Raw genomic sequence first — 13,589 nt, forward strand, 5'->3', positions numbered from 1 at the left:
CAGGCACCACGGACGCCACGCCACTAGAATCGGACCCATGAAGTTGTGCCCAGCTATCACGCGTGATGTCGTGCAGGGTGCGCGCATGCGAACACCGCGGGCCTGAGCGGGCGGGACACAGTCGGTGTCCGAAGCTGAGCGGCCTTTATCGCGAATTACCTTGGAGAACTCCTGTGACTGACGTCGCCCTTCCTGCTGATGTTTCTTACCCCGCGGATGGTTTCGCCCTGTTCCCTGACCGTTCTATCGTCGCAATGCGCGTCAACGGTGAGCTCAGAGACCTCGCCGCGACGGTCGAAGCAACAGACGAAGTAGAGCCGGTTGCCATCGATACTCCCGATGGCCTCAGCATCCTGCGCCACTCAACGGCGCATGTGCTGGCCCAGGCCGTGCAGCGCATCAAGCCGCAAGCCAAGCTCGGTATCGGTCCGCCCATCACCGATGGCTTCTACTACGACTTCGACGTCGAGCAGCCCTTCACCCCCGAAGATGTGAAGGCCATCGACAAAGAGATGCAGCGCATCGTGCGCGAAGCGCAACGATTCACCCGTCGCGTGGTCACCGACGACGAGGCACGCGCGGAGCTTGCTCACGAACCCTTCAAGCTCGAACTGATCGGACTCAAGGGCGGCTCGAAAGAAGCGGCCGAAGGAGCGAACGTCGAGGTGGGCGGCTCAGAGCTCACAATCTATGACAACGTGAACCGCGCCGGCGAGACGATCTGGAAGGATCTCTGCCGCGGACCACACGTGCCGAGCACGCGCATGATTGGCAACGGCTGGGCGCTCACACGCACGGCGGGCGCATATTGGCGCGGCAGCGAGAAGAATCCCCAGCTGCAGCGCATCTACGGCACGGCATGGCCCACCAAAGACGAACTGCGCGCCTACCAGCAGCGGCTGGAAGAGGCAGCCAAGCGCGACCACCGCAAGCTCGGCAAAGAACTCGACCTGTTCTCGTTCCCCGAAGAGATCGGCTCTGGCCTATCGGTGTGGCACCCGCGCGGCGGAATCATTCGCGGCGAGATGGAGCAGCATGCGCGCCGCAGGCACATCGAGGGCGGCTACACCTACGTGTACACCCCCCATATCTCCAAGGAAGATCTGTTTCTCACCTCGAACCACCTGGTGACTTACCGGGAAGGGATGTTCCCTCCCATCCATATGGATGAAGAGCGCGATGCCGACGGCGCAATCACCAAAGTCGGGGTGGACTACTACCTCAAACCGATGAACTGCCCGATGCACATTCTGATCTTCAAGGAGCGTGCGCGAAGCTACCGTGACCTGCCCATGCGGCTAGCCGAGAACGGCACCGTTTACCGCAACGAGCTCTCTGGCGCTCTGCACGGACTCACCCGCGTGCGTGGCTTCACACAGGACGATTCACACCTCTTCGTCACCCCGGAGCAGCTTGAATCAGAGACAGCGCGTGTGCTTGAGTTCGTCATTTCGATGTTGCGTGACTTCGGCCTCAGCGACTTCGAACTCGAGCTCTCGATGCGCGACGAAGAGAAAGAGAAGTGGATCGGCACCGAGGAGTTCTGGGACTACTCCACGAATGCTCTCCGCAATGTGGCACTTGCAAGCGGCCTGAAGCTCACCGAGGTTCCCGGTGAAGCTGCTTTCTATGGTCCGAAGATCGACCTGAAGACCAAAGACGCCATCGGGCGCACGTGGCAGCTGTCGACCGTTCAAGTCGACCCGAATCTGCCCGAGCGTTTCGACCTCGAGTACACCGACAGTGACGGCCAGAAGAAGCGCCCGATCATGATCCACCGCGCGTTGTTCGGGTCTGTAGAGCGCTTCTTTGCGATCCTGCTCGAGCACTACGCTGGCGCCTTCCCGGTGTGGCTCGCCCCCACCCAGGTCGTCGCAATTCCCGTTGCCGACGAGTACGCCGACTATCTGCAAGAAGTCGTCGAGACGCTCAAGACGGGCGGCGTGCGCGCTGAGCTCGATCACAGCGACGACCGCATGCAGAAGAAGATTCGCACTCACACCACGCAGAAGGTTCCGCTCATGCTGATCGCCGGTGAGCAAGACCGCGTGGGCGGTACCGTCTCATTCCGCTTCCGCGACGGAACACAACGGAACGCCGTGCCGATTGCTGATGCGGTGCGTCTCATCAACGAGGTCATCGATGCGAAGACGCTGATCAACACCGCCGAGGATTTCGCGTGACCCAAGGCGCTGAACAATCGACACCGGATGGCGAGGGTATTCGGGATGCCGCGGAGTTTGCGGGTGTGCCGGATGAGTTCCAACGGCTATGGACACCTCATCGCATGGCCTACATTCAGGCCGGGCCAGAAGTGCTCCGCAAGGAGTGTCCGTTCTGCGCGGCACCAGACAAGAGCGACGAGAACGGCTTGATCGTGCATCGCGGCGAGACCGCGTATGTGCTACTCAACCTGTTCCCCTACAACTCGGGTCATCTACTGGTGTGCCCGTACCGACATATCGCCACCTACGACCAGGCCACGCCCGAAGAGGTCGCCGAGATCGGCGCGCTCACTCAGCGCGGGATGAACGTGCTTCGGAAGGTAGCGCGGTGTGACGGATTCAACATCGGCATGAATCAGGGCAGCGTCGCAGGCGCCGGGGTTGATGAGCACCTCCATCAGCACATTGTGCCGCGATGGGCTACGGATGCGAACTTCTTTCCGATCATCGCCAAGACCAAAGCTCTACCGCAACTGCTCGGCGACGTGCGCGAGGCCGTCGCCGCCGCGTGGAACGACTGAGAGCTCAGCGCACCTGTTGCACTTCGAACTGCATGCGCGGATCGGCATAGAACTCCTGCGACTCGATGAGCTGTAGTTCGCGCTGGCCCGACTCATGCGTGCGAGCCAGCAGGTCGTAGACACTCGATACTGTGCGCGCAAGCGCGTCTGATGCGCTCTTCGTACGCGCATAGTGGGCGGTGAAGAGGGCTGCCGTAACGTCTCCGGAGCCGTTCGCTTTCAAGGGCAGCCGCGGGGTTTGCACAATCCACGCTCCACTTTCATCAACGGCAAGCATCTCGATAGTGTCGGCGGGCTGATCAGGTCTCTCAACGCTCGTGACCAGCACAGCACGAGGACCGCGTGCACGGACGAGATCGACCGATGCCAGAGTGGACTCGAGCGTGCCCGGCTCGGTGTCGGTGAGGTACCCCAGTTCGAACTGATTCGGGGTGATCAAGTCAGCTGCGGGCACTACTCGCTCGCGCAGGAGCACGGGGATGGCTGGGGCGACGAAACATCCAGACTTCGCGTTGCCCATCACCGGATCACACGCATAGATCGCTTCGGGGTTCGCCTGCTTGACTCGAGAAACCGCATCGAGGATCACGTCGGCGATGCCCTCGCCACCCTGATAGCCCGACAGCACGACATCGATCTCTTCGAACACGCCGCGCTCTTCAATGCCGGTAATCACAGCGCGCACGTCATCGGGGCTGATCATCGGGCCGCGCCATTGTCCGTATCCGGTGTGATTGGAGAAGTTGACGGTATAGACGGGCATCACCTCAACGCCAATACGCTGCAACGGGAACACCGCCGCTGAGTTTCCGACGTGACCGTAGGCGACGGCTGACTGGATCGAGAGGATTTTCACCGTTCGATCATCCCACTTTTCGCGCCGTCACCGCGGTGATCGACTCAGCGATGTCTGTCGCGAGGCGCTCGGCGTCATCATCGGTCAAGTCGTGCACCGTGAGCCGCAAGCGTCGTCTGGCCGCCGCATCCGCCAGCACGAACTCGTCGCCTGTGCGCGCCAACCACCCCCGCCGCATCAGCTGGTCAGAGACATCGCGCGCGGGAACGGGCAGCGCAACCCAGAGGCTGAGTCCGTCGCCGGCAGATGCTGGCACCCCCCGAGCCGTCATCATGTTGGCGAAGGCCGCGTTGCGTGCCGCGTAGTGCTGCGCTGCACTGCGAACCATCGCGAGTGCCTCATCACTCGTCACGAGTGCGTGGGCGAGTCGTTGCAGCAGGTGACTGACCCAGGTCGTACCGGGACTTAGCCGCTTCGCCAGTTGGGCTGCGGTGTACGGGTCGGATGCGGTGATGGCCAGACACATGTCGGGGCCGAGAAACTTCGACACGGATCGCACGAGCGACCATCGCTGGTGCTCCGCTGAGACGAGCGAGTGGTACGGCTGCGTCGAGAGCATTGAAAAATGGTCGTCTTCGATGATCAATACGTAGGGATGCTCGGCCAGCACTTCGCGAAGCGCTGACGCGCGTTCAGCAGTGAGGCTTGTTCCGGTCGGGTTCTGAGCTCGGGGCGTGCATACGACCGCTCGAACCCCGTCGTCGAGAGCTGCACGCAGACCGGCGACCGTCATGCCCTCGTCGTCGACGGCGACGGGCACTGCACGGTAGCCGCCCAATCGCACGGTGTGAAGGCTTGACAAGAAGCAGGGGTCTTCGAGGGCCACTGCATCATCACGATGAAGTGCTTGCGCGAGCAGGCGCTCCAGGGCATCGATCGCGCCGCCCGTGATCGTCAACCGCATCGGCTTTGCCTCACCGACAGCTTCTGACATCCACGGCAGCGCCCAGCGCTCAAGGTCAGGGTCGATGACTGGCTCGCCGTAGAGCACCGGCCTGCCCGCAAGACCGGCGAGTGCTGCGGAGAGATCGGGAATGAGCGCAGGATCGGGATTTCCGGTGCCGATGTCGCGCAAGACGGTCCCTGACGCGAAGCCTTCTTGTGCGACCGGAGCTCGGTCGGTGATTCGGGTGCCCGCGCGCCCTCGGGACTCTACGAGACCGCTCTGTGCCAATTGCCGGTAGGCGGCGATCACGGTGTTGCGATTCACACCAAGCTCTTGGGCAAGGGCGCGTACTGAAGGCAGTGTGTCGCCGGGAAAGAAAGCCCCGCGCTCTGTGAGCGCACGCACGCTGTCGGCGATCTCGATCGCTGAGCTCCCTGTGATGCGCGCCGCGACGTCGTGGTTCATGGTTCGAAGTGTACGGCCTAGTGCGTGCTATGTTTTGGCCTAGGCCAATAACCCCGATCGCGGAGCACCCGACGCCGCGCCGTCCCGAAGGAAACCCTGTGACCACTGCAACCTCAACCGGATCCAACCGTGTCAAGCGCGGTCTCGCAGAGATGCTCAAAGGGGGCGTCATCATGGATGTCGTCACCGCAGAGCAGGCAAAGATCGCGGAAGATGCTGGCGCAGTCGCGGTCATGGCTCTCGAACGCGTTCCCGCAGACATCCGCGCGCAGGGCGGCGTTTCGCGCATGAGCGATCCCGACATGATCGACAGCATCATCGACTCGGTGTCGATTCCGGTGATGGCAAAGGCTCGCATCGGGCACTTCGTTGAAGCCCAGATCTTGCAGGAGCTCGGCGTCGACTACATCGACGAATCTGAAGTGCTCTCACCCGCCGACTACGTCAATCACATCGACAAGTGGGGCTACACCGTGCCATTCGTGTGCGGCGCGACGAACCTCGGAGAAGCGCTTCGCCGCATCAACGAAGGTGCCGCGATGATCCGCTCGAAGGGCGAGGCGGGCACCGGCGATGTGTCGGAAGCGACGAAGCACATCCGCAAGATCACCGGCGAGATCAACATGCTCCGTTCGATGACGAAGGATGAGCTCTACGTCGCAGCCAAAGATCTGCAGGCTCCCTACGAACTTGTCGCCGAAGTCGCCGAGACGGGCAAGCTTCCGGTCGTCCTCTTCGTGGCTGGCGGCGTCGCAACACCCGCAGACGCCGCGATGATGATGCAGATGGGTGCTGACGGCGTGTTTGTTGGGTCTGGAATCTTCAAATCAGGCAATCCTGCAGAACGCGCAGCCGCCATCGTCAAGGCAACCACATTCTTCGACGATGCCAAGGTGATCGCCGAGGCATCGCGGGGCCTGGGCGAAGCAATGGTGGGTATCAACGTCTCGGACCTGCCCGCACCCCACCGCCTCGCCGAGCGCGGCTGGTAGCGGAGTGTCGACACGCCCCAAAGTCGGCGTGCTCGCGTTGCAGGGCGATGTCCGTGAGCACGCTCGCGCGCTCACGGACATCGGCGCAGACGTCACCCTGGTGCGCCGCCCCGATGAACTTGACAGCGTGAACGGGCTAGTGATTCCCGGAGGCGAATCGAGCGTCATTGACAAGCTGTCACGCATCTTTGGAATGCGCGAACCCATCAGAGCCGCGATCGCCGCCGGTATGCCCATGTATGGCACCTGCGCCGGTCTCATCATGCTTGCCGACTCGATCAGCGATGGCATCGATGGCCAGCAAACGTTCGGCGGCCTCAATGTGCAGGTTCGTCGAAACGCATTCGGCAGCCAGGTCGATTCGTTTGAGGTTGATCTTGACGTGCCCGTGCTCGGCGGCGATCCCGTTCGCGCGGTGTTTATTCGAGCACCGCTCGTCGAAGAAGCAGGAGCCGGAGTCGAGCGCATCGCTCAGCTTCAAGACGGACGAGTCGTTGCGGTGCGACAGGGAAATCTGTTGGCGACAGCGTTTCACCCCGAGGTCACGGGGGAGTACCGGTTTCACCGGCTGTTCCTCGATCGTGTGGAGGCAGCCGCATGACGAGTGCCACGGCGTGGGTCGCACTGTTGCGCGGGGTGAATGTCGGCGGGGTCACAATCCGCAACGCCGCCCTCGCAGAGATGTTTGTCGAACTCGGATTCGGCGATGTGCGCACGGTGCTCGCGAGCGGAAATGTGACATTCTCAGCATCCGAATCGGTAAATGAACGCGCAGTTCTCAAGTCTCGTATTGAAGCCGCCCTCCGTGAAACGTTCGACTATGACGCGTGGATCGTGCTCGTCACGCGCGATGAGGCAGCCGTCGCCATCAGCGACTTTCCCTACGACGAGACTGATGCGCAGCGCCAGCCATGGGTGATTTTCTGTGTCGACAACGCCACGCGCGATGAGCTGGTGGGCATGAGTGTGCAGATGGATGCTGCGACCGATCCGGTGGCCAGCGGCGGCGACGTCGTGTATTGGAACCCCGCCAAGGGCCGTTCGACCGACACGCCGTTTGCGAAGCTGCTGGCGAAGCCGACGTTCCGCACGCGCACGACGAACCGCAACCTGCGAACCATGCGAAAAGTGGTCGGCTGAGCGTCATCGCCTAGCCTGTCTTAGAATGGGTCGCCGACGACAGACCCGTCGGCAAGCGATTTCAGGAGCACAATGTCCGGGCATTCCAAGTGGGCGACGACCAAGCACAAGAAGGCGATCATCGACAGCCGCCGTGCCAAGTCGTTCGCCAAGCTGATCAAGAACATCGAAGTAGCGGCCAAGATGGGCGGCGCCGATCTCGCTGGCAACCCGACGCTTTATGACGCGATTCAGAAGGCCAAGAAGACCTCGGTTCCCAACGACAACATCGACCGTGCCGTAAAGCGTGGCGCCGGAATCGGCGGTGAAGCTGTCGAGTACACGTCGATCGTCTACGAAGGCTACGGACCCAACGGCGTGGCTTTGATGATCGAGTGCCTCACCGACAACAAAAACCGCGCTGCTGCAGAGGTGCGCACGGCGCTCAGCCGCAACGGCGCCACCCTGGCCGACCCCGGCAGCGTTGCCTACAACTTCTCGCGCAAAGGTGTGATCGTCGTGTCGAAAGACGGCACCACCGAAGACGAGGTGATGCTCGTCGCTCTCGAAGCTGGCGCTGATGACGTCGAGCCTCACGCCCAGGGATTCGAGATCATTACTGAGGCGACAGATCTTGTCGCAGTGCGCAGCGCGCTGCAAGCAGCAGGAATCGACTACGAGTCGGCAGACGTCGAGTTCGTTCCCAACCTCAAAGTCGAGATCGACGCTGACACCGCACGAAAGGTCTTTCGGCTCATCGACTCGCTCGAAGACAGCGACGACGTGCAGAACGTGTTCAGCAACTTCGATCTGACCGCCGAGGTGCAGGCAGAACTCGAAACCGATCACGACGAGTAGGCCTCACTGGTGCGCGCCTTGCGGCCCTGCTAGCCGAGGTCACGTAGCGTGAGGGCGTGAGAACAACGCCAGGCAAGGGAACCCTTCGAGTGCTCGGCGTCGACCCAGGTCTGACGCGATGCGGAGTCGGAGTTGTGGATGTCTCGCGCGATCGCTCAGCAACACTCGTGCACGTCGGCGTGATCCGATCAGACGCGAACGCCCCCATCGAGCAACGCTTGGCGACGATCGCGGCCGGACTGCGAGGGATCGTTGACGCTCATTCACCCCAGGTGATCGCGGTTGAGCGTGTCTTCGCACAGCACAACCGTGAAAGCGTGATCGGAACCGCTCAAGCGAGTGGCATCGCGCTTCTGGTCGCGGGGGAGCGTGGACTGCGCGCGGCGACCCACACCCCTACCGAGGTGAAGGCAGCGATCACGGGGTACGGCGCTGCCGACAAGCGCCAAGTGCAGGCCATGGTCGCGCGTGTTCTGCGCCTCGATGCTCTTCCTCAGCCCGCAGATGCCGCCGACGCCCTCGCGCTCGCACTGTGCCACGCATGGCGGTCGGCGGGGCCGAGCGCAACCGCGCAATCACTCACCCCCGCGCAACAGGCATGGGCAGATGCCGAACGCTCGGCCAAGCGATAAGCGTGTCGCTCGAACAAATGTCCTAACTCCTCCGTAGGCTCGGTTCATGATCTCTTCGCTTCGTGGCACCGTGGTGCACGTCGAGTCTGACGCCGTGGTGATCGAGGTCGGCGGGGTCGGCCTTTCCGTCGCGGTGACCGCGCAGCTTGCACGACAGACTCATACCGGCGACCAGATCGCACTGCACACAACCTTGATCGTGCGAGAGGATTCCCTCTCACTCTTCGGCTTCGATACCCGCGACGATCTTGCCGTGTTCACGCTGCTGCTTGGCGTGACGGGAGTAGGCCCAAAGTCTGCCCTCGGCGTCTTGGCGACGCTGTCGGTCGCCCAAATCGCCGATGCTGTTTCTGCTGACGACGACGCTCCTTTTCGGCGCGTCTCTGGCATCGGTCCGAAGACAGCAAAGCTCATTGTGGTTCAGCTCGCGGGCAAGGTCACTGTGTCGAACCCGACCGCGTCAGCGGGCACCACGACCGGCCGGGCACAGATCACCCCACAGGTTGTGCAGGCGCTGATCGGTCTCGGGTGGAGCGAGCGTATTGCCATTGAAGCCCTCGAGGGTGTGATGGTGGATGCCGACTCAGCCGACCAGCAGTCGGTGCCCGCTCTGCTGCGTCTGACCCTCGCTCAGCTCGGCCCGAGCCGGAAGGAGGCCGTGCATGGATGACCTTCGAGACACCGCCGAACCCGAAGATGAGGTCGAACTCGCTGTTGAGGGTGCGTTGCGCCCGCAGTCGCTCGCTGAGTTTGTCGGCCAGCAGAAGGTGCGCGGGCAGCTTCAGTTGCTGTTGGATGCCGCGAAGATTCAGCAGCGCCCCGCCGATCACATTCTGCTCTCTGGCCCGCCTGGGCTAGGCAAGACCACCCTGGCGATGATCGTTGCTCACGAAAGCGATCGCCCTCTTCGCTTGTCGAGCGGACCGGCCATCCAACACGCCGGCGATCTCGCCGCGCTGCTGTCTAGCCTCACACCGGGAGAGGTCCTGTTCATCGACGAGATCCATCGCATGGCGCGCTCGGCCGAAGAGATGCTCTATCTCGCGATGGAAGATTTTCGCATCGACATCATGGTGGGCAAGGGCGCGGGCGCAACCAGCATTCCGCTTGACCTTTCGCCCTTCACGCTCGTCGGCGCTACGACACGGTCGGGACTGCTGCCGAATCCACTTCGCGACCGCTTCGGTTTCACCGCGCATCTTGAGTACTACGAACCCGGCGAGCTCGAACGCGTGATCGAACGATCCGCCGTGATGCTCGATGTTCAGCTTCCTCCAGCGGCCCGCGCAGAGATTGCGAAGAGGTCACGTGGCACACCGCGAATCTCCAACCGGCTGCTGCGCCGAGTACGCGACTACGTGATCGTTCATGGCTCAGACCAGGGAGCAACCATGGGCATCGTCGACGCAGCGCTCGATCTGTACGACGTTGACTCGATCGGCCTCGACCGGCTCGACCGCGCTGTGCTCGACAGCCTTGTTCGCCGGTTCCGCGGCGGCCCGGTCGGCCTCAGTACCCTCGCGGTCGCGGTGGGAGAAGAGGGCGAAACCATCGAATCAGTGGTGGAACCGTATCTCGTGCGCATCGGCTTTATCGGGCGCACACCTCGAGGCCGCATCGCCATGCCAGAGGCCTACGAGCACCTTGGCCTGCCCAGTCCCGAATCGGTGCTGCGCTTCAATGACCTATAATCGCTGAGGGCATCTCTTGCCCCGATTACTTTGGCAGTGCCGCCCGGCGCGTGTCTGACCCGAAAGGCGCTCCCTCCTCCATGGATCTCGCGACATTCTTCAACCAGTACGGCCTGATTCTTCTCTTGGGTGCGTTGCTCGTCTTCATGTTCTGGAGCTCGCGTCGCCGTATGCAGAAGCAGAAGACCGAACAGGAACAGAAGGCTCGCCAGACAATTCCTGGCGCAAAGGTGCTCTTGCAGGGTGGTCTCTACGGCACAATCGTCGCGTTTGATCCCGACAACCTCGACCAGCCTGCAGTCGTGGAGATTGCGCCCGGAGTGCAGATCGAGGTGCACAGCCAGGCCATCCTGCGCGTGGTGTCAGATCTCGAAGAGGCCGACGATGACGACGATCAGCTCGTCGAGGTCGACGAGACGGTCGCAGGCTACGCTGACGGCTCCCACGAACGAATCGATCTGGCCGCTGACGACGCGACAGGAACGGTGCGCGACTCAAGCGAGCCGGACTCCGACGCCGGAACCAAGCCCCAGGCCTGACCGAACGCCCTTCGGGGTACCTGCAGAAAGCTGACCCTCGTGGCGACTTCTACTCCTGTCCGGCATGCCTGGCGTGCGCTGACCGGCCTTCTCGTAACAATTGCCGTGCTCTTCGGCATCAATGCCCTCGGTGTATGGGGGTTCGAAGAGAGCTCCTGGACACCAGAGCTGGCGCTTGACCTGCAGGGCGGAACGCAGATCGTCCTGGAAGCGCAGACCGAAGACGGTGCTGATCCGTCGTCCGAGCAGATGCAGCAGGCGGTGACGATCATCCGCCAGCGCGTTGACGCCTCGGGTGTGGGCGAGGCCGATGTGACCACGCAGTCTGGGAACCAGATTGTGGTGCAGATTCCGGGTCAAGCCGACGACGAAACCCGTGCACGCATCGAAGCATCGGCGCAGCTTCAGCTGCGCGCGGTGCTCTACACCGGCCAACCGGTGACCAGCTACGTCGGCGAAGACGGGCTTGAGACGCCGTTCCCGACACCAGATCCCACGCTCGAAGCAACGCCGACCGTGGCGCCGACCAGCGGCAGCGACCTGAACTGGATCACGCCCGCACTGCAGGCCGAGTTCCTCGCCTACGACTGCGCTGACCCCAGCAACGACCCCGCATCTGAACCTGTCGATGAGCCCCTGATCACCTGTGACGTGGACGGCCTCTACAAGTACATCCTCGGTCCGGTCGAACTGGACGGGTCATCGATCGATGACGCTACGTTCGGGCTACAGCAGACCAACGGACTGTGGTCGGTCAATCTGACCTTCGACAGCGAGGGCACTCAAACCTTCGGCGAGATCAGTCAGCGCCTCTACGGCGCAGAAGCGCCGCTCAATCAATTCGCCTTCGTCTTGGACGGCACCGTACTCTCGGCCCCATCGATGAATGGCGTCATTCTCGACGGCAAGCCCAGCATCACCGGAAGCTTTACGCAAGAAACGGCTCAGATTCTCGCAGACCAGTTGAAGTACGGTGCGCTGCCGCTGAGCTTCGTGGTCGTGAGCTCCGACACGATCTCTGCCACGCTCGGGTCGCAGCAGCTGCAGATCGGCCTCATCGCCGGGCTTATCGGCCTCGTTCTGGTGGCCATCTACTCGCTGATCGTCTACCGCGCGCTCGGCGCAGTGATCATCGCCTCTCTCGTGGTGATGGGAATCCTGACCTATCTCGCGCTGGCGATCCTTGCGTGGCGAATTGGCTTCCGCCTCTCGCTCGCCGGCGTCGCTGGTTTGATCGTGACGATCGGCTTCACCGCTGACTCGTTCATCGTCTACTTCGAACGCATTCGAGATGAGCTACGAGATGGCAAGTCGATCACCGCGGCTGTAGAAGACGGCTGGGGTCGCGCAAAGCGCACCATCTACATCTCCAAATCGATCAACGTGCTCGCAGCCGTCGTTCTGTATCTGCTCGCCGATTCGACCGTCAAGGGGTTCGCGTTCACTCTCGGACTCACCACCGCTATCGACGTGTTCATCTTCATCATGTTCACGCACCCGGTGATGCAGCTGCTTGCTCGCACCAGGTTCTTCGGTGGCGGCCATCCACTCTCAGGCCTCGATCCGACTGCTCTGGGAGCCGTCTATCGCGGGCGAGCGCAATTCCGCGAACCGGCGGCGGCGTCAGCGACCACGCCGGCAGGCAAGCGCGCCTCTAAATCACGCGGTGAGGCAGTTCGCAGGCAGACCATCGCAGAACGCAAGCAAGCGGAACTCGCGGCAGCGTCAAACAAGACCAAACCCGGCACGACCGGCAATGAGGGAGGCAACTGATGCGTTCCATGGGTCAGCTCGGTAATGATCTCTACACCGGCAAAGCGTCATTCCCCTTCGTTGGGCGACGCCGACTGTGGTTTATGATCGCGGCAATCCTTGTGATCGCGGCCGCCCTGGTGCCGCTGTTCCGACCGATTCAGTTCTCCATCGAGTTCACGGGCGGATCGCAGTTCACGGTAAACAGCGTCGCCACCCCCGACCAGCAGCTGGCCACCGACGCCGTGCGCTCTGTCGTACCCGACGCGACCACCAAGGTTGTCGTGATCGGTGAAGATGCGGTGCGTGTTCAGACCGACCAGCTGACCGCAGATGACAGCAGCGAAGTGAGCGACGCGCTCGCTACCGCTTACGACGTCCCTCTTGCAGAAGTGAGCTACTCGTTCATCGGGCCTAGCTGGGGCGCCGACGTGACGCGCCAGTCTCTCTGGGGTCTGGCCATCTTCCTCGCACTGACCTTCGCCATATTGGCACTGTACTTTCGCACCTGGAAAATGTCAGTCTCGGCGATCATCGGCCTGGTTGACGTGCTAGTCATCACCATCGGCGTGTACGCGCTGTTTGGCTTCGAGATCTCGCCCGCCGCCGTCATCGGCTTCCTGACGATCTTGTCGTATGCCTTGTATGACACAACCGTTGTCTTCGACAAGATTCGCGAGAATACCAGCGAAGACGGTGAAGTGTCTGGCCGCACATTCGGCGAATCAGTGAACCTCGCCGTGAACCAGACGCTGATCCGCTCCATCAACACCACGGTTGTCGCGATCTTGCCGACCGGGGCAATTCTGTTCATCGGTGCGCTCTGGCTTGGTGCCGAAACACTCACCGACCTGTCGCTGTCGATCTTCGTCGGCACGATCGTCGCGGCGTACTCCACGCTCTTCGTCGCTGCGCCGCTGTATTCGTTGTTCCGCGAGAATGAGCCCGCGCTCAAAGAACGCGATGCACGCATCGTCGCCGCACGGGAGCTAGCCGTCACTTCAGCATGAAGTTCTCCGCCCGCGGGCGGGCATAGGATTGTGGCACTCAGCA

The 13,589-nt window shown here is 62.2% G+C and carries 14 protein-coding genes; 12 read left to right on the plus strand and 2 right to left on the minus strand.

The features are described from left to right. Positions 1-173: 173 nt before the first annotated feature. Complete coding sequence (gene thrS / locus SJY18_RS02800) at positions 174-2,183, plus strand: threonine--tRNA ligase (protein WP_396668315.1); 2,010 nt, start codon at positions 174-176, stop codon at positions 2,181-2,183. After that, entirely contained in the window at positions 2,180-2,746 is a 567-nt protein-coding gene (locus SJY18_RS02805; RefSeq protein WP_396668316.1) for an HIT family protein, read from the plus strand. The genes thrS and SJY18_RS02805 overlap by 4 nt, the downstream gene beginning before the upstream one ends. A 4-nt stretch (positions 2,747-2,750) precedes the next feature. Here the strand turns inward: SJY18_RS02805 and pdxY are convergent, their stop codons facing one another. Together pdxY and SJY18_RS02815 are read right to left on the minus strand one after the other, a co-directional pair. Next, positions 2,751-3,602 carry a pyridoxal kinase PdxY gene (gene pdxY, locus SJY18_RS02810; RefSeq protein WP_337337934.1) on the minus strand — a complete coding sequence of 284 codons (852 nt, stop codon included), beginning with the start codon at positions 3,600-3,602 and terminating at the stop codon, positions 2,751-2,753. Positions 3,603-3,609: 7 nt separating this feature from the next. Continuing rightward, complete coding sequence (locus SJY18_RS02815) at positions 3,610-4,953, minus strand: aminotransferase class I/II-fold pyridoxal phosphate-dependent enzyme (protein ID WP_396668317.1); 1,344 nt, start codon at positions 4,951-4,953, stop codon at positions 3,610-3,612. Between the two features lie 56 nt (positions 4,954-5,009). Between SJY18_RS02815 and pdxS the strand changes: the two genes are divergently transcribed. The 10 genes from pdxS to secF all read left to right on the plus strand — a co-directional run bounded on the left by pdxS (position 5,010) and on the right by secF (position 13,546). Next, a complete protein-coding gene (pdxS, locus tag SJY18_RS02820) occupies positions 5,010-5,945 on the plus strand; it encodes a pyridoxal 5'-phosphate synthase lyase subunit PdxS (RefSeq protein WP_396668872.1) in 936 nt (311 codons plus the stop codon). A gap of 4 nt (positions 5,946-5,949) precedes the next feature. After that, the gene (gene pdxT / locus SJY18_RS02825) at positions 5,950-6,546 is read left to right on the plus strand and encodes a pyridoxal 5'-phosphate synthase glutaminase subunit PdxT (protein WP_337337931.1); all 597 of its coding nucleotides are present in this window, start codon (positions 5,950-5,952) and stop codon (positions 6,544-6,546) included. Beyond that, a complete protein-coding gene (locus SJY18_RS02830) occupies positions 6,543-7,085 on the plus strand; it encodes a DUF1697 domain-containing protein (protein WP_396668318.1) in 543 nt (180 codons plus the stop codon). The genes pdxT and SJY18_RS02830 overlap by 4 nt, the downstream gene beginning before the upstream one ends. Positions 7,086-7,157: 72 nt before the next feature. Then, positions 7,158-7,922: a YebC/PmpR family DNA-binding transcriptional regulator gene (locus SJY18_RS02835; RefSeq protein ID WP_337337929.1), complete on the plus strand. Its 765-nt coding sequence runs from the start codon at positions 7,158-7,160 to the stop codon at positions 7,920-7,922. A 56-nt stretch (positions 7,923-7,978) separates the two neighbouring features. Beyond that, positions 7,979-8,554, plus strand: a complete 576-nt coding sequence (gene ruvC, locus SJY18_RS02840) for a crossover junction endodeoxyribonuclease RuvC (protein WP_337337928.1) — start codon at positions 7,979-7,981, stop codon at positions 8,552-8,554. A gap of 46 nt (positions 8,555-8,600) precedes the next feature. Beyond that, the gene (ruvA, locus tag SJY18_RS02845) at positions 8,601-9,224 is read left to right on the plus strand and encodes a Holliday junction branch migration protein RuvA (protein WP_396668319.1); all 624 of its coding nucleotides are present in this window, start codon (positions 8,601-8,603) and stop codon (positions 9,222-9,224) included. Next, positions 9,217-10,245 carry a Holliday junction branch migration DNA helicase RuvB gene (gene ruvB, locus SJY18_RS02850; RefSeq protein ID WP_396668320.1) on the plus strand — a complete coding sequence of 343 codons (1,029 nt, stop codon included), beginning with the start codon at positions 9,217-9,219 and terminating at the stop codon, positions 10,243-10,245. Before ruvA ends, ruvB begins: the two co-directional genes overlap by 8 nt. Positions 10,246-10,325: 80 nt before the next feature. Further along, the gene (yajC, locus tag SJY18_RS02855; RefSeq protein ID WP_337337925.1) at positions 10,326-10,784 is read left to right on the plus strand and encodes a preprotein translocase subunit YajC; all 459 of its coding nucleotides are present in this window, start codon (positions 10,326-10,328) and stop codon (positions 10,782-10,784) included. Between the two features lie 39 nt (positions 10,785-10,823). Further along, complete coding sequence (gene secD / locus SJY18_RS02860) at positions 10,824-12,557, plus strand: protein translocase subunit SecD (protein WP_396668321.1); 1,734 nt, start codon at positions 10,824-10,826, stop codon at positions 12,555-12,557. Beyond that, positions 12,557-13,546: a protein translocase subunit SecF gene (gene secF / locus SJY18_RS02865; protein WP_337337923.1), complete on the plus strand. Its 990-nt coding sequence runs from the start codon at positions 12,557-12,559 to the stop codon at positions 13,544-13,546. The genes secD and secF overlap by 1 nt, the downstream gene beginning before the upstream one ends. The last annotated feature ends 43 nt before the right edge of the window (positions 13,547-13,589 follow it).

Origin of the sequence: Microbacterium sp. R86528 (genome assembly GCF_044596335.1) — a bacterium.
In the GTDB taxonomy this organism is placed as follows: Bacteria; Actinomycetota; Actinomycetes; order Actinomycetales; family Microbacteriaceae; genus Microbacterium; species Microbacterium marmarense.

What these genes read in the sequence shown, in the direction of transcription:
- SJY18_RS02835 (WP_337337929.1), top strand. Translation starts at nt 7,158, where the DNA reads ATGTCCGGGCATTCCAAGTGGGCGACGACCAAGCACAAGAAGGCGATC.
- ruvA (WP_396668319.1), top strand. Translation starts at nt 8,601, where the DNA reads ATGATCTCTTCGCTTCGTGGCACCGTGGTGCACGTCGAGTCTGACGCC.
- secF (WP_337337923.1), top strand. Translation starts at nt 12,557, where the DNA reads ATGCGTTCCATGGGTCAGCTCGGTAATGATCTCTACACCGGCAAAGCG.
- yajC (WP_337337925.1), top strand. Translation starts at nt 10,326, where the DNA reads ATGGATCTCGCGACATTCTTCAACCAGTACGGCCTGATTCTTCTCTTG.
- ruvB (WP_396668320.1), top strand. Translation starts at nt 9,217, where the DNA reads ATGGATGACCTTCGAGACACCGCCGAACCCGAAGATGAGGTCGAACTC.
- SJY18_RS02830 (WP_396668318.1), top strand. Translation starts at nt 6,543, where the DNA reads ATGACGAGTGCCACGGCGTGGGTCGCACTGTTGCGCGGGGTGAATGTC.
- SJY18_RS02815 (WP_396668317.1), bottom strand. Translation starts at nt 4,953, where the DNA reads ATGAACCACGACGTCGCGGCGCGCATCACAGGGAGCTCAGCGATCGAG.